This window comes from Streptomyces sp. NPDC027189 (assembly GCF_055566975.1).
The window spans coordinates 12,107-31,065 of sequence record NZ_JBVHRI010000016.1; the positions used below are offsets into that span (position 1 = coordinate 12,107).

General features: G+C 66.8%; 13 protein-coding genes and 3 pseudogenes. 10 read left to right on the plus strand and 6 right to left on the minus strand.

The window, feature by feature from the left end; all coding sequences use genetic code 11:
- Nucleotides 1–240: 240 nt before the first annotated feature.
- On the plus strand, nt 241–1,482 hold the full coding sequence (locus tag ACZ4RZ_RS31850) for a GTPase (RefSeq protein WP_467749833.1): 1,242 nt from the start codon (nt 241–243) through the stop codon (nt 1,480–1,482).
- 392 nt (nt 1,483–1,874) lie between these two features.
- Here the strand turns inward: ACZ4RZ_RS31850 and ACZ4RZ_RS31855 are convergent.
- The 3 genes and pseudogenes from ACZ4RZ_RS31855 to ACZ4RZ_RS31865 all read right to left on the minus strand — a co-directional run.
- Nucleotides 1,875–2,099: pseudogene (locus ACZ4RZ_RS31855) on the minus strand (replication initiator); the annotation flags it as partial.
- Nucleotides 2,100–2,253: 154 nt separating this feature from the next.
- Entirely contained in the window at nt 2,254–2,880 is a 627-nt protein-coding gene (locus tag ACZ4RZ_RS31860; RefSeq protein WP_467749835.1) for an arsenate reductase/protein-tyrosine-phosphatase family protein, read from the minus strand.
- The gene (locus ACZ4RZ_RS31865; protein WP_467749836.1) at nt 2,877–4,340 is read right to left on the minus strand and encodes a tyrosine-protein kinase domain-containing protein; all 1,464 of its coding nucleotides are present in this window, start codon (nt 4,338–4,340) and stop codon (nt 2,877–2,879) included. The genes ACZ4RZ_RS31860 and ACZ4RZ_RS31865 overlap by 4 nt, the downstream gene beginning before the upstream one ends.
- 399 nt (nt 4,341–4,739) lie before the next feature.
- On the opposite strand from ACZ4RZ_RS31865, the gene ACZ4RZ_RS31870 reads away from it, so the two are divergent.
- Genes ACZ4RZ_RS31870 through ACZ4RZ_RS31880 form a run of 3 tightly spaced genes read left to right on the plus strand, consistent with a single transcriptional unit; the run spans nt 4,740 to nt 8,119 of the window.
- Nucleotides 4,740–5,405, plus strand: coding sequence for a hypothetical protein (locus ACZ4RZ_RS31870; RefSeq protein ID WP_467749838.1), 666 nt, complete (start codon nt 4,740–4,742; stop codon nt 5,403–5,405).
- A gap of 10 nt (nt 5,406–5,415) precedes the next feature.
- Entirely contained in the window at nt 5,416–7,305 is a 1,890-nt protein-coding gene (locus tag ACZ4RZ_RS31875) for a DUF4012 domain-containing protein (protein WP_467749839.1), read from the plus strand.
- Entirely contained in the window at nt 7,298–8,119 is an 822-nt protein-coding gene (locus tag ACZ4RZ_RS31880) for a glutaminyl-peptide cyclotransferase (protein WP_467749840.1), read from the plus strand. The genes ACZ4RZ_RS31875 and ACZ4RZ_RS31880 overlap by 8 nt, the downstream gene beginning before the upstream one ends.
- A gap of 317 nt (nt 8,120–8,436) precedes the next feature.
- Here ACZ4RZ_RS31880 and ACZ4RZ_RS31885 read toward each other — a convergent pair.
- Nucleotides 8,437–8,731: pseudogene (locus ACZ4RZ_RS31885) on the minus strand (IS5/IS1182 family transposase); the annotation flags it as partial.
- Between the two features lie 180 nt (nt 8,732–8,911).
- Between ACZ4RZ_RS31885 and ACZ4RZ_RS31890 the strand changes: the two are divergent.
- The 5 genes from ACZ4RZ_RS31890 (at nt 8,912) to ACZ4RZ_RS31910 (ending at nt 15,484) form a co-directional block, all read left to right on the plus strand.
- The gene (locus ACZ4RZ_RS31890; protein WP_467749842.1) at nt 8,912–10,132 is read left to right on the plus strand and encodes a hypothetical protein; all 1,221 of its coding nucleotides are present in this window, start codon (nt 8,912–8,914) and stop codon (nt 10,130–10,132) included.
- 349 nt (nt 10,133–10,481) lie between these two features.
- Nucleotides 10,482–11,954: a sugar transferase gene (locus tag ACZ4RZ_RS31895; RefSeq protein WP_467749844.1), complete on the plus strand. Its 1,473-nt coding sequence runs from the start codon at nt 10,482–10,484 to the stop codon at nt 11,952–11,954.
- Nucleotides 11,955–12,180: 226 nt separating this feature from the next.
- Nucleotides 12,181–13,074 carry a WecB/TagA/CpsF family glycosyltransferase gene (locus ACZ4RZ_RS31900; RefSeq protein ID WP_467749846.1) on the plus strand — a complete coding sequence of 298 codons (894 nt, stop codon included), beginning with the start codon at nt 12,181–12,183 and terminating at the stop codon, nt 13,072–13,074.
- Nucleotides 13,075–13,130: 56 nt separating this feature from the next.
- A complete protein-coding gene (locus ACZ4RZ_RS31905) occupies nt 13,131–14,294 on the plus strand; it encodes a glycosyltransferase family 4 protein (RefSeq protein ID WP_467749848.1) in 1,164 nt (387 codons plus the stop codon).
- Nucleotides 14,288–15,484 carry a glycosyltransferase gene (locus tag ACZ4RZ_RS31910; RefSeq protein ID WP_467749850.1) on the plus strand — a complete coding sequence of 399 codons (1,197 nt, stop codon included), beginning with the start codon at nt 14,288–14,290 and terminating at the stop codon, nt 15,482–15,484. The genes ACZ4RZ_RS31905 and ACZ4RZ_RS31910 overlap by 7 nt, the downstream gene beginning before the upstream one ends.
- Here ACZ4RZ_RS31910 and ACZ4RZ_RS31915 read toward each other — a convergent pair.
- Nucleotides 15,481–16,157, minus strand: a pseudogene (locus ACZ4RZ_RS31915) (transposase). The gene ACZ4RZ_RS31910 and the pseudogene ACZ4RZ_RS31915 overlap by 4 nt on opposite strands.
- A gap of 181 nt (nt 16,158–16,338) precedes the next feature.
- Nucleotides 16,339–17,655, minus strand: coding sequence for an O-antigen ligase family protein (locus ACZ4RZ_RS31920; RefSeq protein WP_467749852.1), 1,317 nt, complete (start codon nt 17,653–17,655; stop codon nt 16,339–16,341).
- Nucleotides 17,656–17,918: 263 nt separating this feature from the next.
- Here ACZ4RZ_RS31920 and ACZ4RZ_RS31925 point away from each other — a divergent pair, with 263 nt between their 5' ends.
- Nucleotides 17,919–18,761 carry a glycosyltransferase family 2 protein gene (locus ACZ4RZ_RS31925; RefSeq protein WP_467750128.1) on the plus strand — a complete coding sequence of 281 codons (843 nt, stop codon included), beginning with the start codon at nt 17,919–17,921 and terminating at the stop codon, nt 18,759–18,761.
- Nucleotides 18,762–18,959 lie beyond the last annotated feature (198 nt).

Sequence of the window (18,959 nt, forward strand, 5' to 3'; positions counted from 1 at the left end):
GTGTCTGACTGTCATTGGCTGGCCAGAAGAGCAAGACACTCGGCGTCCGAGGCGACTGACAGGCCACTCAGGACGATCCGCACAGGGAGGGGCGCGCGGGGGCTCAGGATGGACATTTCAAGCGCTGGGTGCGCCGGTGACACAGTCGGTGAGGAGAGGTACTTTCGGACGGGGGTCGCACGGGGGATTTCTTGACCTTGTAGATATAGGCGTGAATGCGGTTTGGGCACTGGGGGGGAAATGTCCAACGAGCTGTACGATTTTGAGGAATTTTCTCGCCTCATCGAGGAAGCCTTTGATGCGGCATTGGAGCAAATCGGAAAATTCAACCTTGCCGTGTTCGGAGATGCAGGCGCAGGAAAGAGCACTTTAGTCAATGCCGTCTTCGGTTTTGACCGTGCCACAACGGGAATCGGGAATCGTCAGACAACCCACATACAGCTATTTCGAAAAAACAAAGATGACGTCTTAGGGATCTATGACACTCCGGGGTTCGAAATCGGCTCGGGAGATCTTGCCGCGCTAATATCAGAAGTCACGGGTATCGTGGAGAGTGCTCGGCATGAACATATCAGCGAGCACATTCACGCCGTCTGGCTGGTCGTGAACGCAACCAATGGTCGCTTTCTCGACGCTCATGCAGACATGCTTCGAGCCCTACGTGAAATCCATCTCCCCGTCTTTGTAGTGCTCACTCGGGTAATGCAACTCGATGGACGATTCCATCAAGATGCCCTGGATCTGCAACGGGACATCTCAGGGAGGGAGCTCCCGCTGTCGGGGGGCCAGGTGTTCCTCGTAAACTCGAAGCAATACACGGAGCTTAGCGGGACCATCTACCCCGTGCACGGCCTTAAGGAACTTCTCGCTGCCACAGTAGAAGAAATTCCTCAAGCCGCACGATACGCAGCCACCGCAGCTCAGCAGTTAGATTTTACTCATCAGCGCCTAGCTTCAAAGCGCGCGATCAAAGTGGCAATGGGAGCCGCGTTCGGATCGCAACTGATGCCAATTGGGCTTGACATGGCGGGATTTACCGTCACCCTGGCCGGAATGATGGCGCGGATTAGTGTCCTGTATGGCGTGCCTGTCGACAAGCAAGCACTCATACGCCTTTCATGGAAGGTGTTCATCGGTGGCAATGCGGCGAAGCATGGTGCCAATTGGATTGCGGAGGAGGCGGCGAGGCGCACTGCCGAGAAAGCGGCAAAGGAAGCAGGTAGGAAGATTGCCAAACAGTCCGCAAAATTGATCCCCGGAGTAAATCTTGCAGTTGCAGCTGTGAGTACCGCTGTCGCTGCTCCCATGATGTATGCCGTCGGGTACGCATGGATGGACGTTTGCGAGTACTTGCGTACCCACCCCGAGGAAGCGGCTGCCGATCGGGAGTCAAATATCGGCATGCTATTCCTGAAGTGCTACAGCGAACGGATGGCGGATCATCGACCGAACTGGCTGTCTCGCATCATAGGTCGAGGCTGAAGTGGGCGAAAATACCCGATGCAATCCAGGCAGGGATGACCGCCAACGGCCGACGAGTCGAGGAAGTCAGCGTTCGGTCGCAGGCTTTGAACAAGGAGTCAGGAGAGACCTCAGCGAAGCCGCCAGACGAGGCCTGGACGGCGTTCCCCTGCGTCAAGAGACCGAACCGGCCTTTATTGACCTATTCCAGACGAGCGTCGAAAGGGTGCTCGCCGAGCCACAGCGACATGGCGAGGCAACGAACAACATGAGCACCTTCACTCGAGATCTTGCCACCGAAACGCGGCGGAGGAGCCTGACATCCGTCACCCTCGCAGTTTTCAGCTATATAAAGAAATCGTCGTGCCCTATGTGGCCGTTCTGTTAGCTCCGTAGGAGGCAGTCCTCTTGGGTGTGCCCCGGCGGAAAGTGCGGGCGAGTTGGTCCTTGGCGGCCGGGACGGAGACGGAGGCGGAGGAGCGCGTGGCGGCGGCGCGGATGGCGTCGGCGAGGAACTCGACGGTCGCCCAGGATGGCGGCGGTGTGTCGGGGCCGTCCGGTCCGTCGAGGCGGATCACGGCGTGGAAGTGCAGGGCTCCGCGCTTCTGAAATTCGGCGACCTTGCCGTACGACAGGCGTACGGGTCCCCGCGACGAGCACGAGGAAGTCGTCCGCGTACCGGCAAATCCGGTAGTGGGGCCGTCCCTTCGCCCGCCGGTGAGCCCTGCGGCTCGAGGTGGTGTTCGGTCCGCCCGGTCCTGCCGCGGTCGAACTATTCCATGGACCCTCGATTCAGACGCTCGCCCCGCCGCCCAGCAACCGGCCGAGCGTGCTCACCGCCCCGTCGATCTCGCGGGCGCACCCGTACAGCACCAGGTGGCGCTTCCCCCACGGGTCCGCGACGTCGTCCTCGGCCGGCGGGACCGGGGCGGCGGCACCGCGACGGCCGGCCGCGGCCGCGACTACGACGTCGAAACCGTCCGCGACCCTCAGGTCTTCCCCGTCGGGTACCCCGCCATGCGCGGTCGCCGCACCTTCCCCGCCCACTTCCCCGCCCCGCACTTCGTCGACTCCCCCCACGGCGAGACGCACGAACTCCTTCAGGGTGAAGCAGCGCCGCATCGCCGACGGCGCGAGCCGCACGGCCGCCTCCCGGTGCTCGCGCGCGAGCCCGAGGACCAGCGCCGCTCCCGCGACGAGCTGCGCGGTGAGCGGGCGGGCCGCGAAGCCGGAGCCGTCACCGCCCAGCTTCTCCAGCACCGCCCTGGTGGAACTCTCCATGCCGGGCCGGGGCCACGCCTCCGTGCCGGCGCTCTCCGGCCGCACGGCCGAGCCGGGCGGAAGCCTCGCGGCCAGCAGCCGCTCGGCGAGCACCGAGCGGTGCACGTTGCCCGTGCAGACGAACAGGACCCGGGTCATTTCTCGCCCGCGAGATCCGTCGCCGCGGGTACGACGGCCTCCTCGCGGGGGGCCGACGCACGGGGAGCGGGCAGCTCGCCGTACCCGTAGTTGCCGTAGCGGCCGTAACGGCCACCCCTTGGAACCGGAGCCATACTGAAGACCGTACCGAGGACGCGGACGCCCACGCGCTCCAGCGATTCCGCAGCGGTGCGCACCTGGTCCCGGCCGGTCTTCGCAGCGCGGACGACGAGCAACGCGCCCTGGGCGAGCGAGGCGAGTCCAACGGTGTCGGCGACCGGCAGCAGCGGCGCGGTGTCGATGATCACGGCCTCGTAGGCGTCCGCCAGCTCGCGCAGCACCTCTTCCATGCGCGCAGAGGCGAGCAGCTCCGTGGGATTCGGTGGTACGGCGCCGCTGGCAAGTACCGAGAGCCGACCGTCGGCCTGTTGCATCACGTCCTCGATGCGAGCCTGTCCGATGAGCACCGTGGTCAGACCGGCGTCCTGGACGAGACCGAAGGTCGGGGCCACACGCGGGCGGCGCAGGTCGCAGTCCACGAGGCAGGTGGAGACACCTGCCTCGGCGAGCGAGAGGGCGAGATTCACCGCGGTGTTGGTCTTGCCCTCACCGGGCACCGAACTCGTCACCACGATGACCCGTGGTGGGTCGTCGACCTGGGAGAACTGCAAGTTGGTGCGCAGTTTGCGGAAGGCCTCGGCGCGCTTGGAGTGTCCGTCGGCGCTGACCAGCGGCTGCCTGGGTGCGTTCCTGTCGTACGGGATGGTGCCGAGACCCGGCAGCGCGGTGAACTCGCCCAGCGCCTCGCTCGTCTTGAGCGTGGTGTCGAGCGTCTCGCGCAGGGCGACGATTCCGGCACCGAGCAGCAGGCCGCCGAGCACTCCTGCGGCCAGGTTCAGCAGCGGGCGGGGCGAGACCGGACCGGTGGGGGCGACGGCCTCCTGGGTGACGCCCAGGGAGACGGGTGAGACGGGCGGGGCATCGTCCGCGTGTTTCTTTCCGGACCGCTGGACGGTGCGCTTGGGCGTCTCCAGCCGCTCGACGACCGCGCTGAACCGCTCCGCCACGGCGTTGGCGATGCGCGCCGCCCGCTTGGGCGCGGTGTCCCGGACGGTGATGTCGATGAGCACGGTGTTGAGCGGCGCGACCGCGGTGATCTGGGACGCCAGTTCCTCCGGTGTGGTGCGCAGCCCCAGCTTTTTCACCACAGGTGCGGTCACCTGACGGGTCGTCACGATCGAGGCGTACGACTGCACGCGCGCCTGCGAGAAGCTCTGCCCCTGGTTCAGCTGTGTGGTGTCCTCACCGGTGAGGGTGGCGACGAAGAGCTGGGTCCTCGCCTCGTAGACGGGGGTGCTCAAGCCCGTCACAGCGAGTGTCGCCCCGACCCCGAGAACCAGGCAGAGCACGACGGTCGGCCAGCGTCTGGCAAGAGCCTTCAGGAATCCGTGGAGATCCAAGCTGCACCCCTATAACCCCTCGTGGACCGAGGCAATCACCCGAAATGAAATGTTCTGTTCCCTGCGCACAGCCGAAGATAGGGACTCGCGTGCTCGAACTGGGGGAGCCACCCCTACGTCGGACTGTCGGACGACCCCGGTGGCGCAGACCGTCCGACCACTCGACGCGGCGGCATGGGCCAACAGTGGGCAGGCGCTCCACCATCCGGTGACTTCTGGGCACCGCCACACCACCAGATGTCGGTATGTCCCACTTATTCCATGTATCCAGATCTTGGTACCTAGAAATGGATTACGGCCGACGCTGCAGCCTGGCCCGCACCGAAGTCGAGGAGAGGGAAGAGGATGACGACATCGCCCAGATGGAGGGTCGCCCTGGCATCGGCAGCATCAGCTGCCATGCTCATCGCGGCACCCCTGATTGGCGCGCAGGCCGCCTACGCACAGCCATACCCGGGGTCGCCCCCGCCCCTGAACGTCAGCACCACCACGGTCACGGCCGGAGGAGAGTTGAGCTTCGACACGCCCCCGGACGTCTTCGATCCCGGGCAGAGCATCACGGCGCTGCTGGAATCGACCCCGATCGTCCTCGGCAATTTCCAGGCCGAGGACGACGGTTCGGTGGCGGGTACCGTGGACATCCCGGAGACGGCGCCTTCCGGCTGGCACGTCTTCCGGCTCACCGGGGACAACCCCGACCAAAGCGTCGGCGTCACCATTTACGTGGAGGGCGGGGTCGGTAGCACCCCGCCTCCGACACCGACGCCGACACCGACGCCGACTCCTACCAAGCACCCGAAACCGACCAAGACCCCGACCAGCCGACCCACCCACTCGGACAAGCCCGAGCACCCCGGTGGGCACGACGGACATGACGACGGACACAACGGAGGCGGCGTAGTCGGCGACCCGGTGAACTACCAGCACGAGACTCAGAGCCACAACGGCGAAGGCCTCGCGGAGACGGGCAATGGGAAGGCCCTGACCCTGGGCGGCACCGCAGCGGCGCTGCTCGTGGCGGGCGCCGGCACGACGCTGGCCGTGCGCCGTCGCCGCAGCTCATGACGGGTAGTTCATGACGGAGCGAGACATCCGTAAGGCGGCACGGCGTCCCGGCCCCGGCTGGGACGCCGTACGCATGCCCGGGGCAGACTGCTCCGACGAACAGGCACCGGGTCGCCGCCGCGTACTCAGGAAAGTACTGCTGGCCAGCACGCTGCTCCCGTTGGCCGGCGCGGTCTGGATCGGTGTCACCGGACTGCTCGCCCGCTCGGAGCTGCTCGCGGCCCAGCAGGACCTCGACGCGCTGCGGCACTCGGCGACGGCCGCCGCGGCGCCCGGCTCCGCCTCCGGAAAGGCGACCGCGTCCGCGCAGGTAGCGGAACAGGCAGCGCGCTCCGCCGCCGTCCACGCAACTCGGGCGCATCGTCTCACCACCGGGCCGGCCTGGTACTCCGCCGCAGAGCTGCCCTTCCTCGGGGGTCCCGTCAGAACCGTGCGCGGCGCCGCTTACGCGGCGGACCGGCTGGCCGGCGACGTGCTGTCCCCGCTGACCGGCGTCCTGCCGCCGTCCACGCCGCACGGAAGCGGCGGCGGGATGTCCGAGGCCCTCGCGGAGTTGCAGCGCCACGGGCCGGAAATCGCCCGGGCCGCAGACGCCGTTGCAGAGGTGCGGACCGACGTGCACGGTCTGCCCCGGTCCACCTGGCTGCCGGCGGCCGACCGGGCCCGTGCCGGGCTGCAACAGCAGCTCGACCGCCTCGCCCCGGTGATGACCGACGCCTCCCTGGCGGCTCGCGTCCTGCCGCCCATGCTCGGCACGCAAGGACAACGGCGTTACTTCCTCGCGTTCCAGAACCTCGCCGAGGCACGAGGCACCGGGGGTCTTCCGGGCGCCTTCGCCGTGCTGCGGGCCGACCGGGGCCGGCTGTCCTTCGAGCGGTTCGGCAACAACACCGAGCTGGAAACGGCGAAGCCGGACCTCGACCTCGGGGCCGAGTTCAACGCCCGCTACGCGGGCAGCGACCCCATCCACGTGTGGCCCAACTCCAACAAGAGCCCGCACTTCCCCTACGCGGCCCGCATCTGGGCAGCGGCATGGCGCAAGCACACCGGCGAACGCGTGGACGGGGCGATCGCCGTCGACCCGGTCACGCTGAGCCGTCTCTTGCGGGTCACCGGCCCGGCCCGCATGGCCGACGGCACCGAGCTCACCGCCGACAACGTCGTGGACCTCACCGAACGGGCCAGCTACGCGAAGTACGACGACGTCGCCCGGCGCAAGGCGTTCTTCGTCGACGCGGCGCGTGCCGCCGCCGCACGGCTGATGGGGGCGCTCGACGACCCGCACCGACTGCCCGCGCTGCTCGTCGCCGTGAACGACGTCCAGCGGGACGGACGGCTGAAGGTCTGGAGCGCCCACACGGCGGAGCAGCGCCTCCTCGAGTCGCGCCCCTATTCGGGCACGCTCCCGGACACCCCTGGCCCCTTCGCCGGGCTCGTGGTGAACAACGCGGCCGGCAGCAAACTGGACTACTACCTCGACCGGAGCCTGACCTGGGAAGCGGGCGCGTGCTCCGGCGGCGGCCGGGCGGTCACCGTGACCATGACCCTGACCAACCGGGCGCCGACCTCCGGCCTGCCCGACTACGTGACCATCAGGACGGACTCCCCTCCCTACCGCACCCGGCCCGGTGACAACCGCCTCCAGGTGTCGTACTACGCCGGGGTCGGAGCCACCCTCGCCGACGCGACCCTGGATGGCCGCCGCGCGCTGCTCGCGCCCGGCGTCGAACGCGGCCACTCCGTGTTCACGCTGGACCTGGAACTGTCCGCCGGCGCCCGCCGCACCCTGGTGCTGCATCTGCTGGAGCCGCACGCGGACGGCGCGCCGACACTGCTGCGTCAGTCCCTCGTGAGGCCGCAGCGGACCACGCTCAAGTCGGGAGGGACCTGCCGTGTCTGAGCGTGTGCGCCGCGCGGCGGGGGCCGTACTCGCGGCCGCGCTGCTGCTCGCGTCACGCCCGCCGGCAGACCGCGCCCCCCACGACCCGGCAGGCCGAGCCATGGCCGCGGCGCACCGGGTCGAGCACCTGCGGGTCAAGGTGCTCGAGACCCTTCCGCACGACCCGCAGGCGTTCACCCAGGGTCTCGAGATGGCCGGCGACACGCTCTACGAAGGCACCGGCATCTCCGGCCGGTCCTCGGTACGGGCAGGGCATCCGGGCAAGGAGCCAACGGTCCGCGCGGCACTCCCCGCGCCGTTGTTCGGTGAGGGCATCACCGTGCTCGGCCGAACCCTGTGGCAGCTCACCTGGCGGAACCGGACCGCCATCGAGCGCGACGCCAAGACGCTCGCGGAGCTGCGTCGCGTCCCGTACCCGGACGACGGCTGGGGCGTGTGCGTCCAGCGGGCCCGGCACCGGCTGGTAACCAGCGACGGCTCGTCACGGCTGACGTTCCGCGACCCCGGCACGCTCGCGAAGACGGGCGAGGTCACCGTGACCGAAGGGGGCCGACCGGTGACGGAGCTCAACGAGTTGGAGTGCGTCGGCGCCGCCGTGTACGCCAACGTGCTCTTCTCCAACCGCATCGTGCGCATCGATCCCGCCACCGGAGCGGTGACGGCAAGCATCGACGCCTCGGGGCTGCTGCGCGACGACGAACTCGTCCCGGGGTCCACGCTGAACGGCATCGCGGCCGTGCCCGGAGCGGATGAGTTCCTGCTCACCGGGAAGTTCTGGCCCAAGATGCTCCGTGTACTGTTCGTCCCGGCCTGACGAACGGATGGCTGGGGTGGCCGAGCCGGAGGGAAGGCCACCACGGCGAGGCAAACAGCCGTGCGGCCCACTCGCGGAACTCCTCGGCGGGCGCCGTCAGAACCATGATGTGGGGTCGACCACGTATGGGTACATCCACGGGAAGCCGGGGTCCTTCTCAAAACACAGGTTCCACAGGGTCAGCTCCGGGCGCTCTCGACGGCAAAGTCCACCTCGTCGTGGACGGCCGCTCCGCCTTCCGCTCCCGAAAGGTCCGCACCTGCCGACCGGATTGAGCCCTTCCCCGTAACGTCTCGTTACGTTTGGTGATCTTCGTTTCAGGCGGTGCGTCCGTGTTCGAGCCAGAGCAGGACGAGGGCAGCTCGGGCGACCCGGGTGATGGCCGCGAGGTCGCGGCTAACCCTGCGCAGGGCCTTGAAGGTGACCTCCAGCAGGGTGTTGACGCGTTCGGCGACGGCGTGGACGCCTCGGATCACGGCGTTGAACGCCTTGCCGGGCTCGGCGAGTTCACCGCTTGAATTTCTTGACCGGATGGCGGAAGCCGTCTGCCGCGTTCTCCTAGCCGAGCTCGGTCAGGGTGGGGATGCCCAGGGTGGCGGCGAGCCGGTTCAGCCGAGCCCGCGGCCGGACCCGACTCGCCGCCGAAACCCGCAGGACATCGTCCTCGGCTGCTTCCACGGCCCGCACGTCCGATGCACCTTCGGACAGAACCCTTTGAGTTTCGGATCAATAAGCCATCTGATGTACTCGCCTCGCGCGCCGCGTCGCGGGAAAGTCCAGGAGTGTTAAAGCATGCTCATGCCTGACATTTTGCGGCGCTTCAGTGCCCTTCTCCTTGCCTGCCTATTTGTCGCCGCCCTCGGCGGATACGGATACCTTTTCTCCAGGAGCGACTGGGGCTACAGCAACGACAGCTACCGCTATACACGCGCCAGTCTCGAGTTCCTCGGCGAGTCACGTACCGAAGCGCACCTCAGGGCGGTCGATGCGTACTGTCGGATCGAGGAGGTTTCCGATGTTCCGGGATGCCTGAAGCGGAACCGCCATTCACTCGTTCCCGACCAGCCGAGGTATGAACGGATCTTTGCCACCCGTCCCGGCTATCCGCTGCTGGCCGCGCCGTTCATCGCCGCATTCGGAGTACTGAAAGGGCTATGGGCGCTCTCCTTGATGCTCATGGCAGCCTCCAGCGTCCTGATCCACCACCTGCTTCGAGAGGCAGGTGCGCGGCGGCGCACGGCCTCGGCAGGGCAGCTCCTCTTCCTGGGGAGCGGTCTCGGTTATGTGTGCCTGCGGCCGCTGACCGAGAGCCCGGTGACTCTCTTCACTCTGGCCTGTACAGTCGGCGCGGTCCGTCTGCTGCAGAGCCCGACACGGGCACGTTCAGGTCTTGCCTGGCTGCTGACCGGCTTCCTGTTGCTGGGAGTGACGAGGTATCCCAATGCGCTGTTGCTCGCCGTTGGCCTGACGATCACAGTCGGCGCGTACACGTACGCGTCTCGACATGGCCACCCGGGGCACAGAGGGAGTCGGCTGCTCGCCGCCGCATCCGCAGGCCTCGTCCTCGCGACAGTGGTCGTCACGAATGCCCTCGGCCTGCCGGGGTTCAACGAAACCCTGCAGGACTTTCAAACGCGCCATTTCACCAGCCCCGATGTACCGCATCCGCTCGGCGGAATTCTGCAACCCGAGGCCCGGTTCTGGGCGGGGTGGCTCCACTCCAACACGCCACTCGCGCTTCTGATCGCCGTCTCCTCATGGGCCCTCTGGCGCAGCCGCCCCGCACTCGCTGTGCCGACCGTTGCTGCGGCCCTGACTGGTCTCGGCCTCACGGCGGTGCATCCGGTCCCGGCGGAGGGCGACCGGCTGATGAGTCTGGCGTGGGTTCCCGTAGTCCTGGGGTTGCCACTCCTCGTCGAAACGATGTGGAGTGGGGCAGGAGTAACACTTCCCTCGACGCGTCGCCCCGCTGCCTCCCCTGACCAGGGCCCGGCACGGGTGGCAGCCGAGTAGCACCGACTCGCGGCGGGTGCGGCGAGGAAGGTCTGCCTCAGCGACGCTGATTACCGCTCGCACGACGCGTTCGTACGCCGCCGAGGGGCCGGGGTCTCGGTGCGCGACCCCGGCCCCTCGCGTGTGCGCCGGTCACCGGCGGACCGGACCGCCCTACGGCGCCCTCCCCGGAATTCCTCGCCTCCCGGCCCCAATGGTCCGCATATGCACTGGGCATAGGGCTCTGCTCATCGGGTGACAGTTCCCCGTCACCCAGCGTCGCACCCCACTCCCCCGCGGACAGCCATGCACACTCGATTAGTCCACTTTGATCCCCTTTGGAGGGCGAATGTGGCTGTTCGGGGAGACCATGCCCCAGGTACCAGTGGCAAGGCCTGCGCAGACACAGGCCATCAGGGAACAGCCACCAACTGGGTACCGCACCCGCAAGCCCGTCTGGTACGCGCCGGCCGCCGTCCTCGGTGACGCGGCCGGCGCTGCCGTGCCGGTATACCTTGCCTTCGCACTGATCGACGGCACGAATGCCCTGGCATACGCGACGGTGGCGGCCGCGGCATGGCTGCTCGTGCGCGGCTCGCGGAACCGCTACGGCGAACGCCATCTCGGTGAGTGCGACAACGCCGGTCCAGCTCTGCAGGACTGGCTGGTACTGGTCGGCCTGCTCGCGGTGGTGCGGGCGGCGACGGGCGAGGAGTCCCCGTTCCTCGTCGCACTCGCCGCCCTGGTGCCCTGCGCGCCGACGAGCGCCGTCGTGCACACGCTGATCCACCGTCATCTGGTCGCCCGACGCCGCGACGGCCGGGCCGTCCGCCGGGCCCTAGTGATCGGGGAGGCGACCGCTGTCGACGGTCTGGTGAGTCACCTCGCGAAGCGGACCGACCCGGAGCTCGTTGTCGTCGGGGTGTGTCCGATCGGCGACGAGGACCCGCATGCGCTGGCCCCGGTCGCCGCCCGCCTCGACAGGCAGGCACCGCGGCACATGTCGGCCGACTCCATCTCGGTGCTGGAGGCGGCTCGGCTGCTCGACGTGGACGTGGTCCTCGTCGTGTCGGGACCGTACATGGCCGGAACGCGCCTGCGGCGCCTGTCGTGGGCACTGCACGGTGTGGAGTACCCGCTCGTGGTCGTGCCGGGCCTGACCGAGGTGGCCGGGCGCCGGGTGGGCGTCTCCTCCGTGGCCGGGCTCACGATGCTGAACGTGGCCCCGCCCCTGGGGCGGGGGCTTGCGACGCTGCTCAAGTCGGTGACGGACCGGCTGGGCGCCGCGCTGCTGGTCGCCCTGCTCGCCCCGGTGTTCGCCGCGGTCGCCCTCGCCGTACGGCTGGACTCCCAGGGCCCCGTCGTGCACCGGCAGACACGCATCGGCCGCGGCGGAAAGCCGTTCACCATGGCGAAGTTCCGCACCATGGTCGCCGACGCGGAGCGGCAGAGGCGCCAACTGATGGGGACCAACGAGCAGGACGGCCGGATGTTCAAGATCCGCCGAGATCCGCGGATCACCCGCGTCGGCCGGGTGCTGCGCCGCTACTCCCTGGACGAGCTGCCCCAACTGTTCAACGTGGTACAGGGCCACATGTCCCTGGTCGGTCCGCGACCGCCGCTGCCCGACGAGGTCGCCGGGTACGACGAGGTGGAGTTGCGCAGGCTGGCCGTCAAGCCGGGGCTCACCGGCCTGTGGCAGGTCAGCGGCCGATCCAACCTCTCCTGGGACGAGACGGTCGCCCTGGACCTCAGGTATGTGGACAACTGGTCCCCGTCCGTGGACCTCGGCGTCCTCGTCCGCACGGTGCGCGCCGTCATCGCGGGCACCGGGGCCTACTGATCGGCTGCCCGCCCCGCTCCGGGCCGGTTCGGGGCCGTGCCTTGCCGCCACTCCCGCGCCTGACTGCGTGCTGCCATTCAGGGGAAACGTCCCAGTCGCGAGCCACCCTTTCTCCATCTCGCCGACTCTGACTGGTACATCAACAGCATCCGAAAGAACACAAAACACAGTGGCAGTCGGTTCTGGCCACGGAACACCGCTTCGAAGGTTGCACGAGGAGTCCTCTATGACCACGCCGTCTGCTCCCCCAACAGAATCGACCAATGAGGGGCAACGTGAACCCGTTCCGGTGGTCGGATGCCTCGGAATCCCCATTGCCGCGCACGATCGCCGGAGCGCGGCCCGTCAGGTCGTGCAGCTCGCAGAGCTGACACGTCGTGCACACGGTGCATCGGAGCACGGACGCACAATGTCCCCGGCCACAAGGCGACGAAGCGGTGCTGACGTACATCTCTGCAATGCCTATACGCTCGCTTCGGCCGCCAAGGATGCCGAACTTCATGCCTTGCTTCGTTCGGCCTCCCTGAACCTCCCTGACGGGCAGGCCGTTGTCTGGGCGAATCAGCTGCTTCACCGGACCGCCGCTCTGCCGTCTTCACGCGTCTGCGGAACCGAACTTCTTCTGGACGTGTTCGCACTTGGCCAGACAGCGAAACTGCGTCACTACCTACTGGGTTCCACGCCGGAAGTGTTGGCCGCACTGCAGCAGAAATTGCGTCGGCGCTTCCCACATGCGCTGATCGTGGGTGCTTGTTCTCCTCCCTTCCGGCCATTGACTGCCCATGAGTCGTTCGAGCAGGAGGAAGCCATCCGCAAGACCAGGGCTGACGTCGTATGGGTGGGACTTGGGACTCCGCAGCAGGACCGGCGAACCGCGGAGCTGGCAGGTGTCGTCCCCTCGGTGTGCGTAGCCGTGGGAGCAGCATTCGACTTCGTTGCCGACCATAAAAAGCGAGCACCTCGCCGGGTACAGCAATGGGGAATGGAATGGCTGTTCAGACTCATCCTCGAACCGCGCCGACTGTGGCGCCGTTATCTGTTCGGCAACGCACGGTTCATCCACGGTGTCGCCAGACAGCGCAGTCGTCAGCGCACCGCATCAGATAGGGGGGCAGGATGAAAACCACGCCTCATCCCCAGGGCGTATCGGTCCGCTCGACTCAGGGGACATATCGCGTGGCCCTGGTGCACAGTTTCTACTCATCGCAGCGGCCGAGCGGGGAAAACGCCGCCGTACGGGATCAGGCCGAAGCGTTGCAGGCGGCAGGGCACGATGTCACCGTGGTGGCCGCGCATACCGACACCATGGAACAGACGCGTGGATACGCGTTGCGCGCCGCGGTGCGGGTTGCCACCGGCCGAGGTCGCTCCCCGCTGGCAGAACTGGAGCGACTCGCGCCCGATGTCGTACACGTGCACAACCTGTTTCCAAACTTCGGCACCGAGTGGCTTGAACACTGGAGAGGAGCTCTCGTCGCCACTGTGCACAACTTCCGTCCGGTCTGTGCGGCCGGAACGCTCTTCCGTGACGGCAATGTCTGCACGCAATGTCCCGACGGCGACCGCTGGGCGGGCTTGCGCCACGGCTGTTACAGGGGGTCGCGCACCGCTACTGTTCCCCTCGCCTGGGCGACTCGTGGCGGTGCGGCAGCACATCCCGTACTGCGCCGTGCCGACAGGATCGTGGTGCTCTCCGAGCGGAGTCTGGACCTTTATCTGCGCTTCGGGCAGTCAGCGGAGAGACTCGCCCTCGTGCCCAACTTCGTCGATGTTCCCAAGCCCTCAAGCGTCTGGAAACCGAACATCACCCCGGCGGGTGCAACTCCTCGTTGGCTCTTCATCGGACGACTCGGTGAGGAAAAGGGAATTGTGCCACTACTGCTGAACTGGCCGCAGGGTGAACTCCTCGATGTGATCGGCTCCGGCCCACTTGAATCCGCGTGCCGGAAAACGGCTCCAGCAAACGTTCGGTTGCTGGGGAGCCTGTCGCGCGAGCACATCCTGAACATGCTGCCCGATTACACCGGGCTGATCTTTCCGAGCCTCTGCTTTGAGAACTCCCCGCTCGTCTGTCAGGAGGCCCTGGCATCCGGAGTGCCGATTCTGGCACGGGCAGGCACATCGCCCGCGGACAGCGTGCAGCGGGACGGGACGGGCGCGCTCTACGAAACGTTCGAAGAACTACCCCGGGCTCTACAGAAAGCAAGAACATTGTTTCCCGAACTTCGAGAGCACTGCCGCAGGGTCTATGCAGAGCGTTACACAGCTCGATCCTGGAGCGCTGCGATGAGTACGATCTACAGGCAAGCGGTGAACCACCATGAGGCAGGGGCATGCTGAGCGCGAAGGGCCAGCCCAGAAAACGCGTGCTCGTCGTGCAGCCTTACGTTCCCGCCTACCGGACGGCCTTCTTCGAGCAGGTGGAGATCGCCCTCGCGTCAGCCGGGGTCGCGTTCAAAGTGGCTCACGGATTGCCGGCACAAGACCAAGAAGCCAGGGGTGACACTGCGGCCTGTGGCTGTGCGGCGCAGGTTCCCACCACGAGGTGGTCCGCGCCCGGTGGACGGCACCTGAACTGGCACAAGTTGACACGCCACGAGGCTGCCGCTGACGCAATCGTCCTGGAGCAGGCTCTGCACAACCTGGAGGCATACCCGCTCCTTTTGCGCCAGTCCGTCGGTCGCCTCGGCCGACGTGTCCGCCCGGTCGCGTTCTGGGGGCACGGTCGGAGCTTCACCAAACCGCAAAGCCGGCTTGAAGCGTGGGCCAAGGGCGTACTGACCCGACAAGGCACATGGTTCTTCTCCTACACCGATCAAGGAGCTGCTCACGTAGCGTCACAAGGTTACCCACGGGAACGCATCACCGTCGTTCACAATTCAATCGACACTGCCGTGTTGTCGGAGACCTGCGACCGCGCCAGGAGACCCGGGACAACCGAATACGACGAGGCCACGCGCCTCCGACACCATCACGATCTGATGGCCGGACGTACCGCACTGTTCCTGGGCGGGCTGGACTCGACGAAGCGGATTCCCTTCCTCCTGGATGCCGCTCGACGGATCGCCCATGAACTGCCGGGCTTCCGGCTGCTGGTTGCCGGAGACGGACCGGCCCGGAACCTGGTGGAGGGCGCGGCGTCAAGCCCTGGAAGTGCCGTGATCGCAGTTGGCCGCGCGGTCGGAAGGCGCGCTGCCTTGCTGGGGGCCGTCAGCGACATCATGCTCATGCCCGGCCGGGTCGGGCTGTGCGCCGTCGACTCCTTTGCCCTGCGTACACCGATCGTCACCACGTCCTGGCCCTGGCACGCGCCCGAATTCGAGTATCTGTCCGACGGGCGCAACGCCGTCGTGGCCCTCGACGATCCCGCTGCCTACACGGCAGCCGCGGTTGCACTCCTGCGCGATCACCGACGCCTCGCAGCACTGGCTGAAGCGTGCGCCAAAGATGCTTCGGTTTACACCGTCGAGAACATGGCCGCACGCTTCAGCGATGGATTGCTGAGGATGTTACTGACTTCGGTGCATTAGGGTCCGTCCGGTCTGTCGAGAGCGAGCCCCGTCCCGGCGAGGAATCCGCCGAGGATGCCGTGCCGGTACTGCAACGCCTTGAGCCGCCTGCGCACCAGGGTCTCCAGCTCGCTGAGGGTGCGGGCGGCCAGGGGATTGGCCAGGCTCCGCTCGATATGCGGCCACAGGCCCTCCACCGGGTTGAACTCGGGCGTATACCCGGGCAGCAGGACCACCATCACCCAGTCCCGCTCGGTCACGAGTGCCTTCATCGTCTTGGAGATGTGGGTGCTCAGCCGGTCCCACGCCACGATCAGTGGGGCCTTCAGCAGCTGGCGGGCGCCATCCAGCAGGCGGATGCAGTCCGTCTCGCTCAGCGAGCGACGCTCGCCCTTGCGGCCGGTATGCCGACGCAGCCGGTAGCACAGACGGGCGGGCAGGCCCGGCCGGAAGCACAGCAGCCCGATCGCCGAAAGACGGCCACGGCTGCGACCGGGCACCCGCACGGTCGGGGCAATCCCGCGCCGGCCCCAGGCACGGCGCCACTGGTAGACCGACTTCTCACTCACCCGTAACTCACGGGCGATGCGCGGGACTTCCATACTCTCCTCGAAGAGGTCAGCGGCCCGCATCCGTACTTCTTCGCGGCGCTTGCGCTGCTCGGAGGTCAAACCACCCCGTCTGGATACCGCATGCCCCGGGATACCAGCCACGACGGGCCCCCTCGCCGGGTCCAATGAACGCCTGGGCTCCAAGACGCCGAAGTCAGCAAGTGAGTTCGAGGCCGTCGGCAGGCGGATTTTAGTCCGCCTCGGCCTCGATTCGTCGGCGGGGCTCAGTCGCTGACCGAGTCGATGGTTCGCCCGTTCCGCCTCTCACGGGCTCGGGACGGCCGTCGCGTGACGCCGTGGGTTTCGCGCTCGGGCAGCTTCGTGGTGCGTGAGAGGTCCCCCAAGCCCAGCCCCACGTTTGCCGCGACAGTGTTCGATGTCTGATCCTCGCTGCGCCAGGCTGATCCCGGCCAGGGCACCCAGAGGAACCATAGTGAAGTAGCAAACGAATGGGTTATCGGTGATCGCCACCAAGCCGATTCCCAAGAGCGCGAGCAACGCCGCATAGTGCGGGCCGGCGTCACGCCTTGAGCGGCCCCGGGCCCGCCGCCAGCAGCCCGCCATGAGCCCAAGGTAGCCGATCAGCCACAGCCCCAGGCCGATATAACCGAAGTCATGCCAGAGGCGCAAATACTCGTTATGGGGTTCAAAAGTGGCCAATGTTTGGCTGATAAAATTCTTGGCGCTACCGGCACCGAATCCAGTCCAGGGGCTGTGCTGGGCGTGCTGGATCACGATGGACCAAAGAGTGGAACGACCTTCCGCGTTCAAGGAAATGCCCTGCACTGACCACGCTGAATCGCCGACGAAAAAGCGCTCCTGCAGCTCCGGGCTCATGGTCAGCACGAAGTATCCTGCGAGCCCGATCAGCCCCCCTCGGAATGCAGTCTTAGTGAGCCGCGCGGCACCCCGCCCTCGCAACGAAACAGCAAGTAGCAACGCGCCGGCCGCCATGGCGGATCGCGAACCACTGAGAGTGATTTCCAGGAGCAGGACGAGAGGAAGGAGGTGCTGCCATCTGCTGCCGCGCTCAAGAGGGATGACGGTCGCCATAACGAGGAGCGCCTGCATAGCGAACGCCCGCCGAGGAAATACGCCGCTGGCCCCGAACCCGTTACTGACGAGGTCCATTCCATAGATGACGGCCCGCAGCCACCCCAGAACCACTACGATCTTTGCGAAGTGGATATCGTACCTTCCGACGGCGAATGTCGAAAATACCTGTACGGTGCCGACGAAGAGAAAGTAGCAGCAGAGATTCTGCAGGCCTTGAACGGTCACACCCTGAGCGACTGTGTCCACCAGCGCCCAGGCCAGGAAAACCCAGAGGACCTTCGGTACGCGCCCCGGTTGCCGCGGCTCGACCAGCCACGACTTGGAGGTGCGGGCGAAAGACGACATGGTGGGCAGCAGCAGCAGGAGGAGACATCCGCAATACACAAGTAGGATTGTGATAGCCGCCGAGACTGACACCGATGCCGTCATCCGGATGGGGGCGACAATATCCCCCACCATCAGCAGCAACAAAGTCAACCCCCCGGCGAGTTGTCCAGCTCTCTCCATATGGGTACGCCTGTCCACAAAGCCATATCCTGGCATACCTGGACCAGCGGCACGAAGAGGAAGGGGTTGATAATCGAGACCGTGTCGCCGATCTCCGGGGCATCTTTGAGAACTAACCGACGGGCTGCAGGCCTCCGCGAGGCGCGCCGCCTAGGCTCCGCGGTTTGCATGTCCACATCCTCTATAAGGATGGTGAGCAGTGAATGTGGTCCGCTATGCGGGATCCGGCAGCGGACGCGGAATTCCCCAGGAGTTTGCCAATGGCTTCCGTCGTTGTCGTGATGGCCTGTCACAACAGGCGCGACACCACCCTCCAGTGTCTGCGTTCGTTGGTCGGACAGTGCCCGCCCGAGGAGCCGCTTCGGATCGTGCTCACCGATGACGGAAGCACCGACGGCACGGCCGCTGCCGCACGTGCGATCTGGCCCGGTGTCCATGTGATGCATGGCGACGGATCGCTCTTCTGGGCGAAGGGGATGGCACTGGCTGCGTCGGCCGCGGCGGACTATGACTTCCTGCTCTGGTTGAACGACGACGTCGTCCTGGACCCCGGGGCGCTGCTGCGTTTGCTGGAAATACACCAGTCGCTGGCCAGTTCGGGGCAGAATCCGATCGTCGTCGGCGCACTGCGCGACCCACGCACCGGCGCGTTGACGTACTCGGGTCTGGTGCGCCAGAGCCGGTTGCGGCCGATGCGCTTCACAAGAGTCGCTCCCGCCGACCGTCCGGTGGTCGCGGACACCATGAACGGAAACGTGGTCCTTGTACCGCGAACCGTGGTGGAACGCGTGGGACAGATCGACGGTGGGTTCCAACACAGCATGGCAGACATCGATTACGGCCTGAGGGCGAGAGCCCTGGGCTGCACCGTGTGGGTGGCGCCCCGAACACTGGGCACGTGCGCCGGCAACCCGGCGGCCGGAAGCCTCATGGACCCCACCCTGTCCGTGAGCGAGCGTTGGCGCCTTATGCGTACGCCCAAGGGGTTGCCGCCACGCAGCTGGCTGCGCTTCACCCGGCGGCACGCAGGACCGCTGTGGCCCGTGTATTGGCTGTCGCCCTACGCTCGGCTCATCGCCGGTGGCATGGTGGTGCGTCGCCGTGCCTCTGGTCCCGACGGGTGAAACGGCCACGTGTTTCCCAGACACCCTCGCCGGCGCCTGCAGCCCTCGCACCGCCTGCCGTACGTTGCTTCCGTGACCCCCCGAGACACAGTGCGGGCAGTCGCGGAGCTCTCGCAACCGGCCTACTTCTTTGGTCGCCGAAAAGTCGACACATCACACCATCGAAGTCGAGGTGACCACGGGGGACGACGCAGCGGG

What these genes read in the sequence shown, in the direction of transcription:
- ACZ4RZ_RS31925 (WP_467750128.1), top strand. Translation starts at nt 17,919, where the DNA reads ATGGCCTGTCACAACAGGCGCGACACCACCCTCCAGTGTCTGCGTTCG.
- ACZ4RZ_RS31890 (WP_467749842.1), top strand. Translation starts at nt 8,912, where the DNA reads ATGCTCATGCCTGACATTTTGCGGCGCTTCAGTGCCCTTCTCCTTGCC.
- ACZ4RZ_RS31900 (WP_467749846.1), top strand. Translation starts at nt 12,181, where the DNA reads ATGACCACGCCGTCTGCTCCCCCAACAGAATCGACCAATGAGGGGCAA.
- ACZ4RZ_RS31860 (WP_467749835.1), bottom strand. Translation starts at nt 2,880, where the DNA reads ATGACCCGGGTCCTGTTCGTCTGCACGGGCAACGTGCACCGCTCGGTG.
- ACZ4RZ_RS31870 (WP_467749838.1), top strand. Translation starts at nt 4,740, where the DNA reads ATGCTCATCGCGGCACCCCTGATTGGCGCGCAGGCCGCCTACGCACAG.
- ACZ4RZ_RS31875 (WP_467749839.1), top strand. Translation starts at nt 5,416, where the DNA reads ATGACGGAGCGAGACATCCGTAAGGCGGCACGGCGTCCCGGCCCCGGC.
- ACZ4RZ_RS31850 (WP_467749833.1), top strand. Translation starts at nt 241, where the DNA reads ATGTCCAACGAGCTGTACGATTTTGAGGAATTTTCTCGCCTCATCGAG.
- ACZ4RZ_RS31895 (WP_467749844.1), top strand. Translation starts at nt 10,482, where the DNA reads ATGCCCCAGGTACCAGTGGCAAGGCCTGCGCAGACACAGGCCATCAGG.
- ACZ4RZ_RS31910 (WP_467749850.1), top strand. Translation starts at nt 14,288, where the DNA reads ATGCTGAGCGCGAAGGGCCAGCCCAGAAAACGCGTGCTCGTCGTGCAG.